Annotated in this window: 9 protein-coding genes; 5 read left to right on the top strand and 4 right to left on the bottom strand. The window is 59.9% G+C overall.

All coding sequences use genetic code 11. The annotated features are described in order from the left end of the window. Positions 1-503: 503 nt before the first annotated feature. Positions 504-13,352: a retention module-containing protein gene (locus tag ACTG2T_RS21670; RefSeq protein WP_330124381.1), complete on the top strand. Its 12,849-nt coding sequence runs from the start codon at positions 504-506 to the stop codon at positions 13,350-13,352. Positions 13,353-13,450: 98 nt separating this feature from the next. On the opposite strand, the gene glpC is transcribed toward ACTG2T_RS21670, so the two are convergent. The 4 genes from glpC to ACTG2T_RS21650 all read right to left on the bottom strand — a co-directional run bounded on the left by glpC (position 13,451) and on the right by ACTG2T_RS21650 (position 18,330). Next, entirely contained in the window at positions 13,451-14,653 is a 1,203-nt protein-coding gene (gene glpC / locus ACTG2T_RS21665; protein ID WP_075115084.1) for an anaerobic glycerol-3-phosphate dehydrogenase subunit GlpC, read from the bottom strand. Positions 14,654-14,704: 51 nt separating this feature from the next. Further along, the gene (glpB, locus tag ACTG2T_RS21660) at positions 14,705-15,970 is read right to left on the bottom strand and encodes a glycerol-3-phosphate dehydrogenase subunit GlpB (RefSeq protein ID WP_330124380.1); all 1,266 of its coding nucleotides are present in this window, start codon (positions 15,968-15,970) and stop codon (positions 14,705-14,707) included. After that, on the bottom strand, positions 15,960-17,633 hold the full coding sequence (glpA, locus tag ACTG2T_RS21655; protein WP_136502201.1) for an anaerobic glycerol-3-phosphate dehydrogenase subunit A: 1,674 nt from the start codon (positions 17,631-17,633) through the stop codon (positions 15,960-15,962). Before glpA ends, glpB begins: the two co-directional genes overlap by 11 nt. A gap of 241 nt (positions 17,634-17,874) precedes the next feature. Next, positions 17,875-18,330: a YchJ family protein gene (locus tag ACTG2T_RS21650; RefSeq protein ID WP_330124379.1), complete on the bottom strand. Its 456-nt coding sequence runs from the start codon at positions 18,328-18,330 to the stop codon at positions 17,875-17,877. A 123-nt stretch (positions 18,331-18,453) separates the two neighbouring features. Here ACTG2T_RS21650 and ACTG2T_RS21645 point away from each other — a divergent pair, with 123 nt between their 5' ends. The 4 genes from ACTG2T_RS21645 (at position 18,454) to ACTG2T_RS21630 (ending at position 23,375) form a co-directional block, all read left to right on the top strand. Continuing rightward, positions 18,454-20,121, top strand: coding sequence for a methyl-accepting chemotaxis protein (locus tag ACTG2T_RS21645; RefSeq protein WP_100645734.1), 1,668 nt, complete (start codon positions 18,454-18,456; stop codon positions 20,119-20,121). A gap of 132 nt (positions 20,122-20,253) precedes the next feature. Next, positions 20,254-21,465 carry an ROK family transcriptional regulator gene (locus ACTG2T_RS21640; protein ID WP_005333476.1) on the top strand — a complete coding sequence of 404 codons (1,212 nt, stop codon included), beginning with the start codon at positions 20,254-20,256 and terminating at the stop codon, positions 21,463-21,465. Between the two features lie 174 nt (positions 21,466-21,639). Continuing rightward, complete coding sequence (locus tag ACTG2T_RS21635) at positions 21,640-22,395, top strand: tRNA-uridine aminocarboxypropyltransferase (protein ID WP_330124378.1); 756 nt, start codon at positions 21,640-21,642, stop codon at positions 22,393-22,395. 203 nt (positions 22,396-22,598) lie between these two features. Further along, positions 22,599-23,375 carry a TSUP family transporter gene (locus ACTG2T_RS21630; RefSeq protein WP_005333472.1) on the top strand — a complete coding sequence of 259 codons (777 nt, stop codon included), beginning with the start codon at positions 22,599-22,601 and terminating at the stop codon, positions 23,373-23,375. Positions 23,376-23,393 lie beyond the last annotated feature (18 nt).

Genomic DNA, 23,393 nt, shown 5'->3' with positions numbered 1-23,393 from the left:
AATGAGATCTGGATTAAATTTTATGGAAACTCAACTTCTTGTTAACTGCAGAGCATTAGATGGCAGGCGTTTGATCGATACAGTTACGTACTGGCAATTTTGCCAGCTGAGCTGGATTGCTGTCCTATTGTTCACAGATTCTGGCAATGACTTATGCTGATAATTGACTGAATATGCAAATTCTCGGTGTCGTGCTGTGAGCTTTCGACCTTCGGATTATGATCCATTTATTGAAGCTGCAGTGGATTTATCGTCAAACGACAGAAATGGTCACATGGAGTCTGATAGACCTGTTAATAAAGGTGATGCAATTGGGGTCATCCAAATCTCATTTCATTTAAAAAGGCCTGTTAGATGCACAATCTTGTAAGTTATGGCCATTTTATGGCAATCATTGTCGAAAATAGCGAAAAGACCCACTTAGTCTGGTGCGGTATGATTATTGAACAGACAAGTACCCTGTAGGTACTGATGTTGGTGGTTAAGGTTTTGCTGGAGGTTGTATGGCAGAGTTGCAAATTGAAAAGTCCACGGTGATCACCCAACTCGAGGGCTCCGTGTTTGTCATCAGTGCAGATGGATCTGTCATGCGAGCAAAGGTGGGGATGGCGCTGCAGCCGGGGGATCGCCTGCAATCCGTTCAAGGGAGCAATTTTCAGCTAGCCGAGCCGGGCAGTGATCCTGCTGGCGTGCAAGAAACGGCCGCCAAACCTGAGCCCGTCACGCCTGCTGCTGATGGGCAACCGGCCGATCCGGAACTGGCCTCATTGCAAGAGGCGATCCGTCAGGGTATTGACCCGACCGAATTGTTCCAGGAGACCGCCGCCGGTAACGCAGCCGCTGCGGGCAATATCGGTGGTGTAGCCGGTTCCAGCTCGGGTGGATTTGTGGTGGTCGATCGTACCAATGACGCCACCCTGGCCGAGGCCGGTTTTGATACCGACCATACGGTGCAACCTGTGGGCGATGAGCTGCTGTTTTCCGAAGAGCGCGATTTCTTTGCCGCCATCATCATCACCGAGCCCCAAACCAGCGACAACATTATCAACGCCGATGAAGCGGCTGGCGTCATCATTCGTGGTGTGGTGGATGATGTGGAGGTAGGCCAGCCAGTCACTGTGACCCTTATCGATCAGACGGGAAATTCACTGACGGTGACGACAGTGGTGCTGCCCGGCCTGGTGTGGGAAGCCAATTTTGGCGATGTGACCGGCAAGCTGGTGGATGGCCCGTTGCAGATTGTGGCCAATACCCAGGATCAGGCGGGCAACAACGCCAGCGATACCGGACAGACTCTGCTCGATACCATCACCACCATTACCCTCGATCTCGCCGATGAGAGCGACACCGGCGCCAGTCAGACCGATGATCTGACCCGCGACAATACCCCGCTGCTGCAAGGGAAGGGGGAGCCCGGCGCCACCGTGACCCTGAGCCTTGGCGGTAGCGTGCTCACCGTCCTGACGGTGGATGCCGCCGGTAACTGGCAATATCAGCTGCCGCAGACCCTGGCCGATGGCCAGTACCAGTTTCAGGTCAATTCCGTGGATATTGCCGGCAACCGCGCCAGCGATACCCTCGTTATCAATGTCGATACTCAGGCATCTATCGACATCGATGATCTCGATACCACTGCCCTGTTTGGCAACAGCAGCACCACCCTGAGCGGTTCCACCAGCAATGTGGAAGCGGGTCAGAGTGTCACCATCACACTTGTTGACAGCAATGGCCAGCCGCTGTTGACCACCTCGGCACAGGTGGGGGCCGATGGCCGCTGGCAGGTATCAGGTCTTGATCTCTCCGGTATCAATCAATCCTTTGAAGTGCGTGCCAGTGTCACCGATCTGGCGGGCAACAGCGCCAGCGATGGGGCACCGCTGATTGGTCAGAGCGAAACCCTGACGCTCTCCGAAGCCGGATTGGCCGATGGCCCGATCACCGCGATCGGCAGTCTAAATACCGGTGCTGGCCAGGATGGCAATCTGCAAGTCCAGTTCGCCGCTGATCAGAGTGCCTTGGAAGGGCTGGGGCTCGTCAGCCATGGCGCGCCCCTTGGCTACACCATCAACGGTCAGACCCTGACCGCCAGTGCTGGTGGGGCGACTGTCTTCACCCTGACCCTCAACAATGACGGAAGTTACCGCATCGTCTGGAGTCAAAGCCTGGATCACGGTCAGGACGTGTTGCGCCTGCCGTTCAACCTCGAATATCGCGACAGCGACGGCGATCTGGTGAAGGCGCCGCTGGTGATCAATCTGGTGGACAGCAATCCGCCCAACTTTGACGTTGATCTCCCGCCCATTACCCTGACCGAAGATGCCTTTATTAACGGTGCTGCCGTAGTGGGTGAGAGCCGTTTTGTAGTCAAACACGGTGTCGATCCTTTGTTGGTGGATTCGCTGGTGTTCAGTAATCAGAACAGTACCCTGACTACCCTCAACGGCTCGGGTCTTGCCAGCGATGGTCATCCGCTGACCTTTGAATTTGCCGATGATCGCACCTTGGTGGGTTACTACCTAGATGGCAGTGGCCAACGGGTGGAGGTGCTGCGCGCCGAATTGAATGCGCAGCAGCAGGGCAGCGATCTGGCTGGGCGGGTGGTGGTCACCCTTACCGGCCCGCTCGATCATCAGGGTAGCGACAGCCTCTCGCTGGGGTTGCAGGTGAGTGCCAAAGAGATCGATGGCGACACCACCAGCGCCGACCTGACTCTGACCATCAACGACGGCAGTGATCCTTCGCTTGGTCTCGACAAAGGCGTTTCGCTGCAGGAAGGGGGCAACCAGCGCATCGATGGTCAACTGCCGGTGACGGTGGGCAGCGATCGTCTGGTCTCCCTCAACTTTGAGGCGAGCCAACCAGCGCTCGCTGGGCTCACCAGCCAGGGGCATCCCACCAGTTATGAGGTGCAGGGTAACCAGCTGACCCTCAAGGATTGGCAGGGCAAGGCGATCCTCACCGTCACCATCGGGCTGGATGGCAAGTACAGCGTCTCCCTGACCGGCGTGTTTGACGAGCCGGAAGCGACCAACAGCCTCAACCTTGGCCTGAAGGTACAGGGCACCGATTTTGACGGCGACAAGAGCAACCTCGGCACCCTCAATATCACCATTACCGATGGTGCCTTGCCGCAGGTCGATCCTGTCTCCCTGACGCTCACGGAAGATAGCAACTGGCAGCAGGAGCAGACCCTTAACGGTGATTTGACCATCACCGCGGGCAGCGATCCGCTGGCCAGCATCACCTTCGATGCCAACCAGCCAGGACTGCAAGGGTTCACCTCGGGCAAGCAGGCTGTGACGATCGCGGTGGCCGATCATCGTATCGAGGGACGTACCCCAGATGGCAAATTGGTGTTTGAGCTGACCTTTGGCAACGATGGCAAATACAGCTTTACCCTCCATCAACCGCTGGATCAGGGCAGTGCCGACAGCCTGCTCAAGGCGGGCTTTACCCTGCTCGACAGCGATGGCGACAAGGTCTCCTCCACTATCACCGTGGCGGTAGGTGATGGCGCCAACCCGACCATCTCCGCCGTCAGCGGCACCGCCATCACCGAGATGGCGCAAGGGGAGGCGGCTGCGGTCAGCAACATGAGTTTCACGGTGACCCACGGCAGCGATGCCCTTGATCCTGCATCTCTCGGTTTTGATATCGCCACCATCCAGAGCACCCTGACTGGGCTCACCAGCCATGGCAGCCCGATCAGTTTCTCCCTCGACGCCAACGGCCAGCTGGTTGGCACCACGACAGATGGTCGCGAGATCCTGCGCGCCGAGCTGAGCTTGGTCGATAACAATGGCAACTGGAGTGTGAACGCCAAGGTGACCCTCACGGGTGAGCTGGATCACAAGGGGAGCGAATCCCTCAACCTGCCGTTGGCGGTCACCCTGGCCGACAAGGATGGCGATCGCATCGGTACCACGCTGCCGCTCACCATCGCGGATGGCAAGGCGCCGAGCTTTATCCCGGGCAAAGGCGTGTCTCTGGATGAAGGGGACCTCACCGGCAGCAACAGTCTGAGTCAAACCGGTCACTTCGACGTGCAGGCAGGGTCGGATCGGGTGGTGGAGGTGGCGTTTGCCGATGGCAGCCAGCAACCGGCGCTCACAGCCCTCGGCCAAACCGTCAAATACGAGCTGCTTGATGGGGATCCCGCCATCCCGGGTAGTCAGCTGCTCAAGGGCTATGTGGTGGTCGATGGCCAGCGCGTCGAGGTGTTTGAGGTGCGGCTGGTTGGCACGCTGGATCAGGCGGGCAAGAACGGTTTTGACTATCAGGTGACCCTCTATCAGGGGACCCATCAGGGCGCCAACGCCGTGACCGAGCTGCCCATCAAGGTGATCGTCAACGACTACGACAAGGCGGGCGGCAACAACGATAGCACCAGCGGCACCCTCAATATCCAGATTGGGGAAGGGGATAAACCGACCCTCACTCTGACAGGTGTAACCCTCAGCGAAGGGCGTTTCGATGGTGCCAACTCGGCGGTGGATGACCAGCAGGCGAGCGGCAAGATCACCATCAAAGCTGACTCGGATCCGGTGACCGATGTGCGACTGACCCTCTCCGGTCAGGTTATGGATGCCAGCGGCAAGCCCATCACCCATAACGGCGAAACCCTGACCTGGAAAGCGGTTGGCACCGATGGTCACACCTTCCAGGCGGTGACCAGTGGTGGTCTGGTAGTGATGACGGTCTCCATCCCCACCGTCCCTGTCACCATCGCTTCTCACACCAGCGCAGAGATCGGTTATCAGGTGACGGTGCATACCAACCTGGATCACGGGGCAGACAACAAGCTGGAACTGAATCTGCCGGTCGAAGTCACCGACAGCGACGGCAGCAAAAATCAGGGCACCGCTACCATCACGGTGAGTGATAGTGCAGATCCTGTGCTCGGTCTCGATAAAGGCGTCGCCCTGCAAGAGGGGGGCAACCAGAGCATCAATGGTCAGCTGCCGGTGACGGTGGGGAGCGATCGTCTGGTTTCTCTCGACTTTGAGGCGAGCCAACCGGCGCTGGCGGGGCTCACCAGCCAGGGCAAGGCGACGACTTACGAGGTTCAGGACAACCAGCTGATCGTCAAGGATTGGCAGGGCAAGACAATCCTCACTGTTACCATCGGGCTGGATGGCAAATACAGCGTCTCCCTGACCGGGGTGTTTGACGAGCCGGAAGCGACCAACAGCCTCAACCTTGGCCTGAAGGTACAGGGCTCAGATTTTGACGGCGACAAGAGCAATCTCGGTACCCTCAATATCACCATTACCGATGGCGCCTTGCCGCAGGTTAATCCTGTCTCCCTCACGCTCACCGAAGATAGCAACTGGCAGCAAGGCCAGACCCTTGACGGTGATCTGACTATCACGGCGGGCAGCGATCCGCTGGCCAGCATCACTTTCGATGCCAATCAGCCGGGGCTGCAAGGGTTCACCTCGGGCAAGCAGGCCGTGACCATCGCGGTGGCCGATCATCGTATCGAGGGACGTACCCCAGATGGCAAGCTGGTGTTTGAGCTGACCCTCGGTAACGATGGCAAATACAGCTTTACCCTCCATCAACCGCTGGATCAGGGCAGTGCCGACAGCCTGCTCAAGGCGGGCTTTACCCTGCTCGACAGCGATGGTGACAAGGTCTTCTCCACCATTACGGTTGAGGTGGGGGATGGTGCCAATCCGACCATTTCCGCCGTGACCGGCACCACCATCACCGAGATGGCGCAAGGGGAGACGGCTGCCGTCAGCACCATGAGTTTCTCGGTCGCGCACGGCAGCGATGCCCTTGATCTGGCATCCCTCGGTTTTGATATCGCCGCTATCCAGAGCACCTTGACCGGATTGACCAGTCATGGCAACCCGATCACCTTTTCCCTTGATGCCAATGGCCAGCTGGTCGGAACCGCCGGTGGCCAGGTGGTGCTGCGCGCCGAGCTGAGCCTGGTCGATAACAATGGCAACTGGAGCGTCACCGCCAAGGTCACCCTGAGCTGCGAGCTGGATCACAAGGGGAGTGAATCCCTCAATCTGCCGCTTGCTGTCACCCTGGCCGACCAGGATGGCGATCGCATCGGTACCACGCTGCCGCTCACCATCGTGGATGGCAAGGCACCGAGCTTTATTCCGGGCAAAGGCGTGTCCCTGGATGAGGGGGACCTCACCGGCAGCAACAGCCTGAGCCAAACCGGTCACTTCGATGTGCAAGCCGGGTCGGATCGGGTGGTCGAGGTGGCGTTTGCCGATGCCAACGAACAACCTGCGCTGACCGCATTGGGTAAACCGGTGCAGTACGAGCTGGTTGATGACAATAGCTCTATCCCAGGTAGCCAGCTGCTCAAGGGTTATGTGATGGTGGATGGCCAGCGGTTCGAGGTGTTCGAGGTCAAGCTGGTTGGCAGCCTCGATCAGGCGGGCAAAAACGGATTTGACTATAAGGTGACCCTCTATCAGGGGCTTCATCAGGGCGGAAACGCCGTGACCGAGCTGCCCATCAAGGTGATCGTCAACGACTACGACAAGGCGGGCGGCAACAACGACAGCACCAGCGGCACCCTCAATATCCAGATTGGGGAAGGGGAGAAACCAACCCTCACCCTGACCGATGTAACCCTCAATGAAGGGCGCTTCGATGGCGCCAACTCGGCCGTGGATGACCAGCAGACGAGCGGCAAGATCACCATCAAGGCTGACTCGGATCCGGTGACTGATGTGCGACTGACCCTCTCCGGTCAGGTCATGGATGCCAGTGGCAAGGCCATCACCCATAACGGCGAAACCCTGACCTGGAAAGCGGTTGGCTCGGATGGTCACACCTTCCAGGCGGTGACCAGTGGTGGTCTGGTAGTGATGACGGTCTCCATCCCCACCGTCCCTGCCACCATCGCCGCTCACACCAGCGCAGAGATCGGTTATCAGGTAACGGTGCATACCAACCTGGATCACGGGGCAGACAACAAGCTTGAGCTGAATCTGCCGGTCGAAGTCACCGACAGCGATGGCAGCAAAAATCAGGGCACCGCCACTGTCACGGTGACTGATGGCATCAACCCGATCATATCCGCCATTGAGCCGGTTCGGGTCGAGGAGTCTGATCTCGATGCTGTGAACGGTCAGCATCCGGGGACCACGCCTGCAGGGCGTGGAGAAACCGATAGTGGCAAGGTGACCATCACAGCCGGTTCGGATCGGGTTGCCTCCCTTGAGCTGGATGTGGCTGCATTCAATCAGGCCAATCACCTCACGTCGGGTGGCAAAGCGGTTACGCTGGCTGCACACAGCACCGGCTGGTATCTGGCTACTGCCGAGGGGGGCAAGCCCGTTTTCTGGGTCCACCTCGATGTTAACGGCAGTTACAGCGTCCATCTGGTAGGCCAGCTTGATCACGGTGCACAGGGCAAGGATGAGTTGACCATCGAAGTGCCGCTGTTTGTCACCGATCATGATGGCGATCGCAGTCCGAACGTCAGCGTGACCGTGACGGTACAAGATGACATGCCTATCGGCACTGTGCTGGCTCATACCCTGAGCGAGGGGAGCAGTACCGTGACCGGCGATCTGCTGCCTACCGCCAATGAAGGTGCGGATGGTGCCCGTGTCGAGTCGATTACCATCAATGGCCAGACGTACGCCATCAATGGCTCTTTGATACAAGATGTGATGAGCCCCGATGGCAAGCAGGTGATGGGAACCCTGACCATTTCTGCCGATGGCTCCTACTCCTTCAATCCTGCGGCCGGTTTCAATCACGACGCAAGTCAGCTCAGTCAGGTGGTGACAGCCCATCTGGTCGATGGCGATGGCGATCGTGCAGACAGCACACTGACCCTCAATCTGCAGGATGAAGCGGTGCGCTTTATCGTTAGCGCAGCCATTGGTAACGAAGATCAGGGGGCGCAAGACCCGAGGCTGGGTATCCCTATCAACATGCAGCTCTATATTGGCGATTTCGATCGCGGTGAGCATGTGGACCAGCTCCTGATTCAGGCGCCCACCAATGCCCATGGCACCTTCTATTACAACGGCGTTGCCCTCACCACCACGGCTGATGGCAAGTGGTTTATCGTGCCGCCAGCGGCCATGGTGACCAGTGATAATGTTCACTACACCACTCAGGGGGTGACCTTTGTGCCTTCAAGCAACTGGTCGAGCTGGAGCAATGGCGGTCAGCCGCTGCACTTCCAGGTGCAACTGCAGGTCGGTGTCACCGAAGGGGCAGCTCCTGCGGCTGTAACGGGCGATCTGGCTGTGACAGTGCGCGGCGTGGCCGACAAGCCGATGTGGGACACAGCCAACACCACTCGCCACTATGACACCAATGAAGACAGCACGGGTATCAAGCTGGACGTCAAGGCGAGCCTGACTGACACCGACAGCTCCGAGACGTTGACCTATCAGATCAAGCTGGAAGCGGGCAAGGGAACCCTGATGCTCAACGGTGTCGAGCTCAAGCCAAATAGCAATGGCATCTACACCGTTTCGGCAGGCAACATCAACAAGGTGACTGTTGTTCCGGGCAAGGATTTCAGTGGTGACATCAAGCTGTCGGTGACGCCGATCAGCACCGAGAAGAACCCGATCGCTCAGGGTCAGGGTACGGCGCAGGGAGACAAAATTGATCTGGTGATCAACGTCAATCCGGTGGCCGATGACGCCAAGCTCACCGTGCGTGACATTCAGGGCAAGGAAGACACCCTGCTCGATCTGGGCAGCAAGATTGCCCTTGCTCATCTGGGTGACAAACTCGATGGCTCCGAGCAGATGTTTGTCCGCATCAGTGGCCTGCCTGACGGTGCAACCTTGTTGCTGGGTGGTTCCGCCGTTGCACAGAACATAGCCGGTTACTATGAGGTTCCTTTTGATCGGATTGGCGAACTCAAGCTGCAACCGCCGAAAAACAGCAACGTCGATTTCGACCTGACCATCAAGGGGGTGGTGAAAGACACGGCGACCTTGACCGATGCCAACGGCCAGACCCATACCGTGGTGAACGAGAAGGAGACCGGCTCCCAGACCCTTCATGTGGATCTGGTGGGGGTGGTGGATCAGCCCCATTTCGAGCTTGGTAATACCGGCTGGGAGGCCGAAGGGACAGGTTATGCCACCACAGTGGGTGAGGATGGACGGGCACCGCTCAACTTTACCCTCACCTCGGGCGAGTGGGTCGATACCCCGCACGACACCTCCGAGAGCCTCAACGTGGTGCTGCAAGGGCTGCCGGAAGGTGCTAGGGTCTTTGATGCCAGCGGCAAGGAGCTGACCCTTACCTTTGCCGGGCTCGATGCCAGCGGCAAACCGACCTATCAGGTCAATGTATCGGATCTTGGCAACCTGCTTATACAGCCGCCCCACAACAGCACGGCGGATTTGAACCTGATCGCCAAGGTGGTGGTGACCGAGAACGATGGTGATCACAAGAGCTTCGATGTGCCGCTGCATATCAAGGTTGAACCCGAGATTGACGCCACCGATTACAGCAAGACCAGCCATGGCCTGGAAGATCAGTTCACCGTGCTGGACTGGCATCCGACCCTTACTGACGGCGCCGAGAAAGTCACGGCGCTGAGTCTCTCCGGGGTGGAGGATGGCTACCAGATCTGGCTGCGAGTCGGCAGTGTCGAGAGCCAGCTGACCGTGGTCAGTGGCAAGGTTACCCTGACCGCCACCCAGCTCGACAGCCTGCTCAACGGGGGGCAACTGCTGGTGAAGGCGCCGGAGGATAGCGATCGGGATACCACTATCCAGAGCCACGTCACCGTGACCCAGCATGATGTGGATTCGGGCGCGGTGGCCGAGAAGGTGATCGATGGCAATCTGCATGTCGATATCCAGGCCGTGGTGGAGCCCGATGGCGTGCTGACCCAGAGCGGTGGATCTCTCGTGGGGCAGAGCGGTGCTGATATAGACCTGACTGGACGCTTCGTCTTTACCGACCTCGATCCCTCGAGCGTGGAGGAGATCGACTATCTAGTGATCAATCTGCCGGTGTTGAACGGTGGTGCAGGCGATCAGTTCGTGGTGGTTGGCGGTATCAACAACGGTAACGGCAGCTGGATCGTGCCGGCGGGCAACCTCGGCAGCTTCAAGCTGCATGCGCCGGACGGGTTTGTCGGCAAGGTCGAACCGATCCGCATCGATGCCATGGTGATCGACAGGGGCGATGATGGCGATGCCAGTGCCCATGTCAAAGTGAGCCTGGAAACCAGTGCCGAATTTGAAAACAAGCCAGTGACGCCCAAGACGCCGGCGGCGACTGTCGATATCGACGACAACGCCGTGCTGGTGGGCAAGGAGGATATCCGGGTTGATTTTGGTCAGCAGCTCAAAGGCGTGATCCATATCGGCGCCGCCGACCAGGGGAGCGACGAGGTGACCATTGTCCTCAAGGGGCTGCCGGCGGGCGTCACCATCAGCGGCGCCGAGTACAACATCTCGACCGGTGAGTACGTCATCAAGGTGCCGCCGTCACTGGCGGGCCTGGAAGGGTTGACCCTCGGCTTGCCGCAAGACTTTGCCGGCTCGCTCAATATCGAGGTGAAGGTGGTCAACACGGATACTGCCAGTGGCGATATCAAGGTCGACAGCACGACGGTACAGGTCGATGTGGCCCCCGTGGTCGATGTGAATGGTGGCCGTGGCGAGCACCCGGAACTGACTTTGACCGTGCTGGATACCAACCAGGACGGACAGCCGGACAATCTGGAAGATAGCGAGATCCACCTCGATCTCTCGGTGAAACTGGCCGATATTAGCCCCTCCATCGCCAATGGTGGCCTCGAAACCGTGGAGCGGGTCACCATCACGGTGGATGCCAAATATGGCTACTTCCTCGATGGCAGCAGCAAGCCGGTCAACACCCTGGTGGTCAACGACGTGGTTGCCCTCAAGGACTTGGTGTTTGTGCCCAAAGAGCACTTCAGCGGTCAGGTACCGCTCGACATCAAGGTCGATATCGTCGATACCGCGCTGGTCGGTGGCCAGCAGGTGACCGACAGCGGCAGTTGGATCGGGCAGGTCGGCTTTGAGGTGAGACCGGTCAACGATCCGGCCCAGCTCTCGATGCACAGTGTCACGGGGAGCGAAGATGGCACGGTCAACCTTGCCGGATTTGGCGCAACCCTTATCGACAATGATGGCTCGGAGCAGATCGTCGCGCTGCAGATAAAGGGGGTACCGGATGGCTTCACCCTGTCGGCTCCGGCGGTCAACAATGGTGGCGGCGTCTGGCAGATCCCGGTGGGGACTGATTTCTCCACGCTGACCCTGATCCCGCCAGCTGATTTTAGCGGCACCGTGGAGCTGTCGCTGAGCGCCTTTACCTTGGACAAGGGGCTCACCATTCCGCTCGAAACCAGTGGCAGCTTTACCGTAACCGTCAATCCGGTGGGGGATGCCCTTATCGCCGACATTCAGGGCCAGGCGAGCGGTACCGAAGGGGATGTGATCACGCTGGATCTGGGGCTGGAGACCCGGGATAACCAACCAACCGGCGGCAATGCGGGTAATGTGCATGAGAATAAACCGGAGCAGGTGCGGGTCACCATCGAAGGGGTGCCTGACGGTGCCGAGATCCGATTGCCAAATGGCGTGGCGGGGACGGTTGTTGATCTGGGTGGCGGTCGCTGGCAGGTCACCACCGAGGGCGGCAAGCTGGGTGCAGTCGAGCTGGTGACCAATGATGCCAACGGTGCACTGGATCTCAAGATCACCGCCCAGAGCCTCGACAACGGCGCCCTTGGCCCCGAGGTCAATGGCACCATCCATGTGGATGTAAGCCCGGTCAACGATGCGCCAATCAACGTATTGCCAACGACCCCTCAGGTCGCGCAGGAAGATCAGCCTTTTGTCATCCACGGTTTGCAGGTGAAAGATGTGGATGCGGGCAACAGCCCCATCAAGATCACCCTGTCGGTGGAACATGGCACCCTGACGCTGCCTGCTGGCAGCGGCGTGACGGTAGTCGGCAACGGCACCGGTTCGCTGGTGCTGACCGGCACGCTGGCCGATCTCAATGCCTTGCTCTCTGGTGGGGTCACCTATCAGGGCAACAGTGATTTCTACGGCAATGACGCCCTGACCATGGTCACCAACGATCAGGGGAACACGGGTAGTGGCGGGGCACTCAGCGATACCGATGTGCTGCCCATCGAGGTGCAGCCGGTCAACGATGCGCCGGTCAATCAGCTGCCTGGCAGCATGACGGTCAAAGAGGATGGCTCTCTGTCGCTCTCTGGCGTCAGCGTGAAGGATGTGGATGCAGGCAGTGCGCCTGTCTCCATGGTGCTGCGGGTCGAGCATGGTGTGCTGACCTTGCTGGGTGCAACCGGTGCCGTGATGGTGCAGGGGGCGGGTACCAGCGAGATCACCCTGGTGGGGTCGCTGGCTGATCTCAACCAGTTGCTGGCAAGCAACCTGCACTATGAACCGGCCAAAGATTTCTGGGGAGAGGATACCCTTACCGTCACTACCTCCGATCAGGGCAACACTGGTGCGGGTGGCCCGCTGAGCGACACCGATCAGGTGACCATCACTGTCACGCCCGAGCCGGATATGCCGGGTCTGACGGTGGATCAGCATGCGTTCCATGCCTTGCAGGGGGCCGTTATCCCCCTTGGCATCAATGCCAGCGTGGTCAATCCGGCCACCGGTGAACTCTCCATCCGCATCAGCGGCCTGGATGGGGCACAAGTGCAGGATGAGCATGGTCAGAGTGTCGGTCATGCCGATAGCAATGGCGACTGGTTGATCCCGGCCGATCACTCGGTTCCGCTCTACTTCAGCGGTTTTGGTGACGGTGACCATGTGCTGGGGATCAGTGCCGAGTCGAGTGTCGGCGGCTCAACCGTCAGCACGCCCCTTGAGACCATCACGGTGCACGGCCAGAGTGGTCATGAGCTGGTCGGTTCCGATCAGGGGGATTGGCTGTTTGGCTCCTCAGGCGATGACCGTCTGCTGGGGGGCCATGGCAACGACATTCTCACCGGCGGGGCTGGCAGCGATCTCTTCGTCTGGCAGCACGGGGATGAGGGGAGTCAGGGGCAGCCCGCCATCGATACCATCACCGACTTCCATCCGGAACAGGGGGACAAGATCGATCTGGCTGATATGCTGCAAGGGGTCACTGGCAATGGTGTCGATGATCTGCTCAAGCATCTCTCTGCCTCGGTGACCACGGGGAGCAATGGCCTAAGCGATGTGAATCTCTCGGTGGCGCCAGCCGGGGATGGTCATGTGACCCAGCAGATCACCCTGAAGGATGTGGATTTGAGTAGCTGGAATCTCACCAGCACCTCGTCCCACGATATCCTGCAGAGCATGCTGGAAGATCAACATAGCCTGATCATCCAGCACCCCTGATAGCGTGTGTGAAGCGTAAAAAAGAAGAGCCGGCAATTGCCGGCTCTTTGTTTATCTCTGCGTGGATTGTTTTTATGCGGCCGCAAGGGCCGGAGTAGTCAGGCCAACGCCTGTGCCAACAGGTGGATCGGATGTTCACAGCGGAAGCTGGTGCTCATCTCGATCTGCCATTTGCAGGTTTCGCAGTCGGTGATCACCAGATCGGGGGAGAGGCGGTTGATTTGATCAAACAGCCCCTCGCCGATGGTCTGGCTGGTCTGGTAGTTTTCGGACTTGAAGCCGTAGGTGCCGGCGATGCCGCAGCACTGGGACTCCAGCACCGTCACCTTGACTCCGGGAATGGCGCGCAGCAATTCGAGGGTGTAGATGACGCCCCCCATTTTTTCCATGTGGCAGGGGGTGTGGTAGGCGATGTGCAGATTGAGCGGCTTCATCGCCGGTTTGTTGCCCTTGTAGAACTCGTTCCACAGGAAGCGGGTCACCAGCGAGATGCGATCCCGCACCTTGTGGTTGTCCTGCTCCAGCAGGTGGGGGTATTCATCGCGCAGGGTGAAGCCGCAGGTGGAGGAGGTGGCCAGCAGCGGCATCTCGTTGCCCAGCAGGGAGTTCTCCATCTGCTTGATGTTGAAGGCCGCCTGTTGCTTGGCCTTGTCCATGAAGCCGTTGGCAATCAGCGGCACGCCGCAGCACTTCTCCCGCTCCAGCAACTGCACGCCGATGTTCATGGCGTTGAGCACCTGTACCAGCTCCTTGCCAAGCTGCGGGTGGTTGTAGTTGACGTAGCAGCCGTGGAAGTAGGCGATCTGCCGCGCAAAGCGGGCCTGAGATTCTTTTTGCTTCTTGTACCAGCCGCGGAAGGTGCCCTGGGAGTATTTGGGCAGGTCGCGGTGGGATGAGACCCCCAGCGCCTTGTCCAGCACCAGCTTCATCGGCTTGAGGCCGGTGGTGAAGTTGACCACCGGGGCCATCAGGGTAGACATGCTGCCCATCAGATCGGTGTGAGAGAGCACGAACTCGCGGATCCCCGGTTTGAAGCCGCTGTACTGGTGTTTGGCCTTGGCGATGATGTCGCCGATGCGCACCCCGCTCGGGCAGGCTACTTCGCAGCGCTTGCAGTTGGTGCAGTGCTTGAGGGCGCTGTCAAAGAGCTCGGGGCTCTTGATCCGCAGCCGCTCGCCATCCGGGCCCGCCTGTTTCGGGCCGGGGTAGGCAGGGTTGGCCTTGGCCACCGGACAGTAGGCGGTACAGACGGTGCATTTGATGCACTGATCGAAAGTTTGGTTGGCGTGATCCAGTAGCATGTCAGTTCTCCTCCCGGCGATGATGAAGACACGGGATATGGGACGTAGTAATCATTGGGCCGCGCCCAGAATATGGCCGGCAGCCTGCCAGCCGGTGGCAACGGCAACGCCGGAGCCGGAACCTTCACGAATTGGGTCGTAATGGGCCAAGACACTGCCTGCGCCATAGAGGTTGGCGAGCGGCTTGCCGCCACGCAGCACTCTGAGCTTGTCGTCGGTCTTGACCCCGAAACCCATGAAGGGGTGGTGATCGAACAGGCGGCGACCGGCCCAGGCGTCACGCTCCTCCAGACTCAGCACATCGGCATCGAAGATGGGCTCGCGAATGCCACGCAGACGGGACTCCAGCCCACGGCTGAAGAAGCTGCCGGAGGCAAGCACGAAGTTGTCCGCCTCGAACAGTTGATCATCGCCATTCTGGGTATGTACGCCGACCACCCGGTCACCTTCGTAACGGGCGCCCAGCACCCGCTCGCTGGTGAGGAAGGTGCCACCAAGGGCCATCACGCGGCGCTTGAGTGCCTCCTGCATCCGCATCCCGATCAGTGATGGCGGCATGGTGGCCACCTCCTTGATGGTGCAGCCGGTACGCTGCTCCAGCTCCGCCAGACGCGGGCCAACCAGCCCCAGAGACAGGCAGGCGGGCAGCACGATATGGCGGCAGCCGGGTACACCGCTCTCCTGCACCATGCGGCTGATCTCGCGGGCCAGATCGGCCACCAGATGATGCTTGTCACAGAGGCGCGCGATGTCGGCGGAGCGAAACTCGTGGGGATTGCGGCTGAATTCCGCCAGCTGGGGCAGGCGGATTTCGCCGGTCAGAATGCGGCAGTGGGCAAAGCGCGGATGGGTCGCCAGATTGGCGGCCGCCAGTGCCGGATGAAAGTCACGAAAGCCCTCGAGGGTGGCCAGCAGCAGCACGTCCGGGATCGGCGCATCGGTGACGCAGGCACAGGTATCGGGGGAGAGCCAGGTGCGTTTGAGGGTACCGATAGGAGTCAGGCGCTGGTGATTGGTGTCGTGGCGAACCAGCGGCAATCCCTGCTCGGCGCAGTGGCGCTGCAGATCGGCCAGACTCGCTTCGATATTTTGCATTCCTACTTTGCTGTAGGGGTGATCCGGATGGGCAGCCATAAAGGCGGGCAGGGCGGCGCGGGGATCTCCCTCGCTTTCGAGCAGATCGACCGAGCCGGAGGAGAAGTGCAGGGCACTCTGGCCGGAGGCCATCAGTAGGGTCTTCTGGCCTGCTTCCACCAGCCGCAGGGCAGCCGAGAGTCCCGCCATGCCACCGCCGATAACGATATTGTCAAACTTCATGACGGCTCTCCTTGTGAGTGGTCTCGCTGGTTGGGCCGCGTGGGGTATCGGCAACCAGCTGCGGCGCCGTCCATTCTCCCAAGCCAAACAGCCCTTCGTAGATCCAGTAGGTGAACTCGGCCTCGCGCAGGGCATCGCCCCACAGGACGGGGCGGGTTCCCTTGTAACGCTCCTCCAGGAACTGGCGCAGCATGACGCAGGCCTGACGACCGTCAGCCTTGCCATACTCCTGCATCAGACCGGCGGCGCGGTAGGCGCACAGCTCCCCCTGACAGGGCCCCATCCCCAGACGGGTGCGGCGGCGCAGGTCGATGAGGTTGTCCACATCCAGCTCGCGCAGGGCGTATTCGATTTCGCCCGCGGTGACCATTTCGCACTCGCAGATGAGGGCGTTGGCTTTCGGATTGTCACGGAAGAAGGCGATGACCCGCTCGCCGTGGCGGTACTGGGCGGAGCCTTCGACCGGCACCGAGAGCCCTGGGGCGGAGACCTTTTCCGGATCCCGCGAGCCGGGCAGGCTCAGTTCGGCGGTCTGGCAGGGCTTGCTGTTACCGAGTTTCTTGGCCAGCAGATCGGTGGCCCACTCCGCCATCAGGCGGTAGGTCATCAGCTTGCCGCCGGTGATGGTGTTGAACCCCTTGAGACCATCCCGCTCGGCGTGATCGAGCAGCACGATGCCGCGGCTGATATTGCGGCCGGTGTCGTCACCGTCCACCGCCACCAGCGGGCGCACCCCGGCGTAGGCGCGCAGCAGACGGGTGCGGGCCATGATGGGGGCGAGCTTGATACCTTCGCGCAGCAACACTTCGACCTCTTCGGGTTCGACGGTGAGCTGGTCAATCTTGTTGTAATCGATGCGACTCGAGGTGGTACCGATGAGGGAGATGGTATCGCCCGGCACCAGAATGTCCGCATCCGCCGGTTTGCGGGCGCGGTTGAGCACCAGCTGGTTGATGCGGTAATCCATGATGAGCAGGGAGCCCTTGGCCGGGAACATGCGGATGCCGAGATCGGCATATTCGCAAATTTGCTGGCCCCAGATGCCGGCGGCGTTGATCACCTCCTGACACTCCACCTCGAACGCTTCGCCGGTGCGGGTATTGATAGCCTTGACCCCGTGTACCCGATCTTGCGTGCGCAGTAGCCCCAGCACCTTGCAGTGGGTGAAAATGCGGGCGCCATGCTCTTTCGCATCCAGCACGTTGGCGGCGGCGAGGCGGAACGGGTCGACCGTGCCATCCGGCACATGGATGGCGCCGATCATCGCCGGGTTGGCGTTGGGCTCCATGCGCAGGGCTTCACCGGGATCGAGCTGGCGGGTTTCGATACCGGCCAGGGCGCAGGCATCCATAAAGGTGGTTTGGAAATTGATGTCATCTTCCGGCAGGGTGAGGAAGAGGCCGCCCGTGTCTTCGACACAGTGGCTGGCGATCCGCTTGAGGATGCGGTTTTCCTGGATGCATTCGCGGGCGGACTCCTGATCCGTCACCGCGTAGCGGGCACCGGAGTGAAGCAGGCCGTGGTTGCGGCCGGTGGTGCCGGCGGCGATATCATCGCGCTCGAGCAGGATGCAGTCGATGCCGCGCAGTGCGCAATCGCGCATGATGCCGGCCCCTGTGGCACCGCCGCCTATGATGACGACTTGTGTAGTTATTCTTTTCATTGTTGCCCGTCTCATCTCTTCCAGATGAGCCAGTGTGGCCTACTTCTGAGTGGAAATGTTTGATATGGGCCAAATTTGCGCTCGCAAACGCTCATTTTCTCGCGCGTTAATGAGCATTATGTGACATTTGTCACGCTTGTTATCGCATCGGTTTGTGGGCTGCTGGCGAATAACAGGCACAAAAAAGGGGCATCGGATGCCCCTTGTCACTGTTTGACGAGTCTGGTGGGTGTGCTATGGGTCAGCCGCAGCACTTCTTGTGCTTTTTGCCGCTGCCACAGGGGCAGGGATCGTTGCGTCCTGCCTTGAGGGGGGCCGGATCCTGCTCTCCCTCGGTGTAGACCCAGCGCCCCTGATAACGCACGAAGCGGGAACGCTCATGGAGGCAGTGACGCTCATCCCCCTCCAGAAACCAGGCTTTGAACTCCACCATCCCGGTTTCATCCTCCGGGCCGCCTTGGCTGGCGATGATCTCGAGACCGTCCCAGCGGGTGTCGATGTGAGAGAGCTCTTCGGCGGTGAGGCCGCCAAGGTGGACTGGGTGCCAGCTATGGACCAGATACTCCCCCAGACCGAGCACAAAAGCGCTGTAGCGCGAGCGCATCAGCTGCTCCGGGGTGTCAGCCACAGCGCCACTGTGACGTGAGCCACAGCACAATTCGAGAGAAAGGGTTGAGCCGCAAGGACAAAGATTCATGATTTTCACGTTCTGGCCGATTTGTTTAAGGGAATTGTAACGAAAGCTGGGCTCGCCCTGCCAGCACCTATACTGATGAGTAAGCAAGGAATTCCAATAAAAACAGCTGCAAGGATGTGAAAGATGACGCTAAAGCAGAAAATCCTGTTACTGGGTGCAGTCCCCGTACTGTTGATGGCCCTGGTGGTCAATCTCAGTAACTACATGGTCTCCAAGAGTGATCTGGAGTCTGATCTGGTGGTGGCGAGGGAAAATGCCATCAAGGAGCGTAAAGCGCTGCTCAGCAGTTACATCATGATGGCCAAAACCGCCGTCGATGCCGTGTATTCCCTGCCGGATTCTCCGGAAAATCGTCAAAAGGTCAAAGAGTTGCTCAGGCCGCTGCGTTACAGCAGTGACGGCTACTTCTTTGTCTATGACTTCGAGGGCAACACCATACTGCTGCCGGTGCGTACCGAGCTGGAGGGAAAAAACCGCTGGAACGACAAGGATGCCAAGGGCAAGTTGCTGATCCAGGAGATCCTCAAGTCGGCCCGTCAGGGGGATGGTTTTACCGAATACTGGACGGCCAAGCCCTCCATCGGTCGCGATGCTCCCAAACTGGCCTTTACTCTGGTGCTGGACAAATACCAGTGGGCCATTGGCACCGGTTTTTATATCGATGATATCGACAACGAGCTGGCGGCCTTGCGGGCAGAGCGCGAGAGCAACATGCATGCCTCGTTGCAGAGCAGTGTGCTGGTGATCCTGCTGATCCTGGGTATCACCCTGGCGGCGACCGTCATTGTGGGCAACCGGGTCACCAAGCCGCTGGCGGATGCGGTGCTGGCATTGAACGATATTGCCAACGGCGACGGGGATCTGACCCAGCGTCTCAAGGTGCAGAGTCAGGACGAGATTGGCCAGCTGGCCAGCGCCTTCAACCGCTTTGTCGAGCGGATCCAGTCGGTGGTGAGTCAGGTGGGCGAGACCAGCAACCACCTCTTTAGCGCGGTCGACAAGTTGCACCATCTGAGCGAGCACTATGACCATCAGATGCAGGGCCACAGTCGCGAGACCGATCAGGTGGTCACTGCGGTGACCGAGATGAGCTCCACCGCGCAGGAGGTGGCGGCCAGTGCCTCCAATGCCGCGACAGCAACCAGCGATGCGGCCCGTGAATCGGACGCCGCCCGGGGTGTGGTGAGCGGGGCCATCAACAGTATCAACCGGCTGGTGGGGGAGGTGCATACCGCCTCCGGTGTTATCGAGCAATTGGCGCAAGAGACCGCCAAGATTGGCTCGGTGGTGGAGGTCATTCGCGGCATTGCCGAGCAGACCAATCTGCTGGCGCTGAATGCCGCTATCGAGGCGGCCCGTGCCGGTGAGCAGGGGCGGGGCTTTGCGGTGGTGGCGGACGAAGTGCGTTCGCTGGCCGGTCGTACTCAACAGAGCACCAAGGAGATCAACGAGATGCTGCAACGTCTGCAGGGCGGGGTGAAGCAGGCGGTGGAGGTGATGCAGGCGAGCGAGGATCGCAGCCAGGAGACGGTGCAGGAGGCGAGCCATATCGCCAGCTCCCTCGACAGCATGGTGATGGCGGTCAGTACCATCAACGACATGAACATCCAGATCGCCACCGCCGCCGAAGAGCAACACGCGGTCTCCGAGGAGATCAACAAGAACCTGGTAGCCATTCAGCAGATTGTCAGCGAGCTGACCAGCGCAGCGGTGGAATCCAACAGCACCACCCGAGATCTGGCCAATACTGGCGACAAATTGCGCAAACTGGTCTCGCAATTCCGTTATTGATCTTGCAATGGTCCGTGACGGCCACCACAAGATGCGGCCTGACCCCCGGTTCAGGCCGCACTTTATTTGGGGATTGACCAATAATGTGTGAAAATTGCCAGCCTCTTTTTTTCAGCCTTTGCCCCGTACCCTATGAATGAGATCGTGAAAGGTAGTATCGATTTGATCCGGCAGCTCAACTACGGCCTGGTCTATGCCAGCCTGGAAGAGCACAAGGAGCTGTCGCGCACCGATCTCTCCCGCCTGACCGGCCTCTCGCCTGCCAGTATCACCAAGATCACCCGGGAACTGCTCGATGGCGGTTTGGTGGTCACCTGTGGTGAAAGTTCAGTGGGGCGCGGCCGTCGACAGACCTTGCTGCGCATCAACGAGCGCCGCTTCCAGTTTCTCTCCATGCGTCTTGGCCGTGGCTACGTGGATATGGCGCTGTTTGACTTCTCCGGTCGCTCGCTGGCCCGCCAGCGCCACCTCTTTACCGAGGAGGAGCGCGCAGATCTGCTTGGCAGTCTGGTGCATGCCATCAAGGTGTTTTTGCCGAGAAAGTCCCTCAGTCTGGCCTGCATCGCCCTCTGTCTGCCGGGTCAGGTAGAGCGCCACTCCGGCATGGTCAAGCACTTCCCCTTCTACGATCTGCGCAACTGGCCCCTTGGCCCGACACTGCAACAGGCGTTCTCGGTACCTGTGCTGGTAAGCGGTGACGTGCGCACCTGGATCCAGGCCGAGCGGGAGTGGGGTGCCGCCAAAAATTGCGCCGATGCGGTGCTGGTGTTTGTCCACAACGACATCGGGGTCGGCATGGTGGTCAATGGTCAGCTCATCGAGAGCGAGAATGCGCTGCTCGGCGATCTCAGCCACCTGCAGCTCGAGCCCTATGGCCAGCGCTGCTACTGCGGCGGCTTTGGTTGTGCCTGCACCCTGGTGACCAATCAGGCGCTGGAGGCGCAATACCGGGATCTGCGCGAGCGGATGCAGGAGCACGACTTGCCCGAGAGCGTCACCATCCGCGAGCTGTGCGAGCTGGCGCTGGCAGGCAACAGCCTCTGTCAGGATATTCTCCATCAGGCGGCGGGTCGTCTCTCCAAGGTACTCTCCAATCTCATCTGCCTGCTCAATCCGGGCAAGCTGCTGCTCGGGGGCGAGATCACCCGTGCCGATCGGCTGCTGTTCCCCATGCTGCACCAGTCGCTGGCCAGCCAGTTGCCCGCCGAATATCTGGTGCGGCTGCAGATTGAATCCACCCACTTCTACGAAGATCCCACCAAGCCCACCTCGGTGCAGGTGCACAAGGCACTGCGCGATGGCAGCCTGTTGCTGGAGCTGCTGCGCAGCTGTCAGGAGTCTTAAGACAAGAGAGGTTGGCACTGTGTTTGGCGAAAGGGGCTGGGATTGCTGTTCCGCCAGCGCGTAACTGGGTACAATCTTGCGCTTTTCCGGCAGTCCCCCTGTTATCGCGCCCTGTGGCGCCATGACATGTTGGCACCGCTGCCGTTCCTGTTTTGACTCCAGTTGTGAACCTAAATGAAGCCTGTTCCTGATCACGCCGTCAACCGCCTGCGGGCTTGGCGCAAGAGTATCTCTACCCGACCGTTTCTTGCCCGTGGCGGCACCCTGGCCCGCTGTCCGGCCTGTCAGCTGCGCGAGGATTGGTGTGCGTGCGAGTGGCGCCCCGAGCTCAAAGCTGAGGCCGGTTTCTGCCTGCTGATGTATGACAGCGAGCCGATGAAGCCCTCCAACACCGGTCGCCTGATCGCCGATGTGTTGCCGGATACCACCTGGGCGTTTCTCTGGTCACGTACCCAGCCCTATCCCGAGTTGCTGGCCCTGCTGGCCGATCCCGCCTGGCAGCCCTATGTGGTCTTTCCCGCTTGCGAGAAGGAGCCTGCCCGCCTGACCGGCGAGGTGACGCTGGCACCGGGTAAAAAACCGCTCTTTATCCTGCTCGATGGCACCTGGCCGGAGGCGCGCAAGATGTTCAACAAGAGCCCCTATCTAGACGGTTTTCCGGTGCTCGCCATCAAACCCGACGCGCTCTCCACCTACGGCATGCGGGTCGCCAACTGCGACGAGCACCTCTGCACCGCCGAAGTGGCGGCCTGCGTGCTGGAAGTGGCGGGAGAGCTCAAGGCGGGGCAGGCACTGCAGCACTGGTTCAATCTGTTCAGCAGCCGCTACATGGCCGGTCGGGTCAGCCGTTTCCCCGGTGCCGATGAGGATCATCTCTGTGAGGCGCTGGCAGCCATCAAGGAAGCGAAGGTCGCTTCAACTGCTTGCTAACGGGGCCCTCTTCTGAGGAGGCAGGGGCCTGACAGCTCAAATTAATGAAAATCAGGAATCAATTGGCTGCCACTGTTTCGTTAGATTCATGGTCAGTGGCCCGTTAGGATAGCGGGCAGCCTGTGCCACCCCCGCACAACGTCGTTTTGGTGTTCTCCGGTTGCCCGACCCCTTCGGGCAACCCACTCTCGTGAGGTCTATGGATGGAATTGGAACTGGTTACCTTGTTTGCCCTGTTCGGTGTAGCGCTTGTCGCCGGCTTTATCGATGCCATCGCCGGTGGCGGCGGTCTGCTGACGGTGCCTGCTCTGCTGGCCACCGGCATGCCGCCCGCGCTAGTGCTCGGCACCAACAAGCTGCAGAGCAGCTTTGGCTCCTTCTCCGCCACCTGGTTCTATGCCCGCAAGGGGCTGCTGGAGTGGGCCATGATCTGGCCTGCGGTGATCTGCACCTTTATCGGTGCGGCCATCGGCACGCTAGCGGTGCAGACCATAGACGCCGCCATTCTCGAGCGCCTGCTCCCTTTCCTGCTGATGGCCTTTGCCTGCTACTTCTACTTCTCGCCGCGGGTAAGCGATGCCGAGAGCTCCCGCCGTCTGACTCCCATGCTGTTTGCGTTGCTGGTGGGGGGCGGTGTCGGCTTTTATGACGGCTTCTTCGGGCCGGGCACAGGTTCGTTTTTTGCCATCGGTTTCGTGGCGCTGGCGGGCTTTGGCATGGCGCGCGCCACCGCCCATACCAAGCTGCTCAACTTCACCTCGAATATCGCCTCCCTGCTGTTCTTTGCGCTCGGTGGCAAGGTGGTGTGGAGTGTCGGTTTTTGCATGGCGCTGGGGCAGTTTATCGGCGCCCGCTTCGGCTCCAAGATGGTGTTGAAAAAAGGGGTGAAGCTGATCAAGCCGCTGCTGGTGACCGTCTCCTTGCTGATGTCTGCCAAGCTGGTGTGGAGCCAGTATCCCGAGCTGTTTGCCTGGATCTGATGTGCGCCTTGCTTGCCG

Source organism: Aeromonas sp. 75A, from assembly GCF_051919425.1.
Lineage (GTDB): Bacteria > Pseudomonadota > Gammaproteobacteria > Enterobacterales > Aeromonadaceae > Aeromonas > Aeromonas veronii.
The sequence above is the reverse complement of the archived record's forward strand: the minus strand, read 5'-3'. Positions and strand labels throughout refer to the sequence as shown.

Bases quoted from the DNA above. Each gene is read 5' to 3' on its own strand.
- ACTG2T_RS21670 (WP_330124381.1), top strand. From the start codon at position 504: ATGGCAGAGTTGCAAATTGAAAAGTCCACGGTGATCACCCAACTCGAG.
- glpC (WP_075115084.1), bottom strand. From the start codon at position 14,653: ATGCTACTGGATCACGCCAACCAAACTTTCGATCAGTGCATCAAATGC.
- glpB (WP_330124380.1), bottom strand. From the start codon at position 15,970: ATGAAGTTTGACAATATCGTTATCGGCGGTGGCATGGCGGGACTCTCG.
- glpA (WP_136502201.1), bottom strand. From the start codon at position 17,633: ATGAAAAGAATAACTACACAAGTCGTCATCATAGGCGGCGGTGCCACA.
- ACTG2T_RS21650 (WP_330124379.1), bottom strand. From the start codon at position 18,330: ATGAATCTTTGTCCTTGCGGCTCAACCCTTTCTCTCGAATTGTGCTGT.
- ACTG2T_RS21645 (WP_100645734.1), top strand. From the start codon at position 18,454: ATGACGCTAAAGCAGAAAATCCTGTTACTGGGTGCAGTCCCCGTACTG.
- ACTG2T_RS21640 (WP_005333476.1), top strand. From the start codon at position 20,254: ATGAATGAGATCGTGAAAGGTAGTATCGATTTGATCCGGCAGCTCAAC.
- ACTG2T_RS21635 (WP_330124378.1), top strand. From the start codon at position 21,640: ATGAAGCCTGTTCCTGATCACGCCGTCAACCGCCTGCGGGCTTGGCGC.
- ACTG2T_RS21630 (WP_005333472.1), top strand. From the start codon at position 22,599: ATGGAATTGGAACTGGTTACCTTGTTTGCCCTGTTCGGTGTAGCGCTT.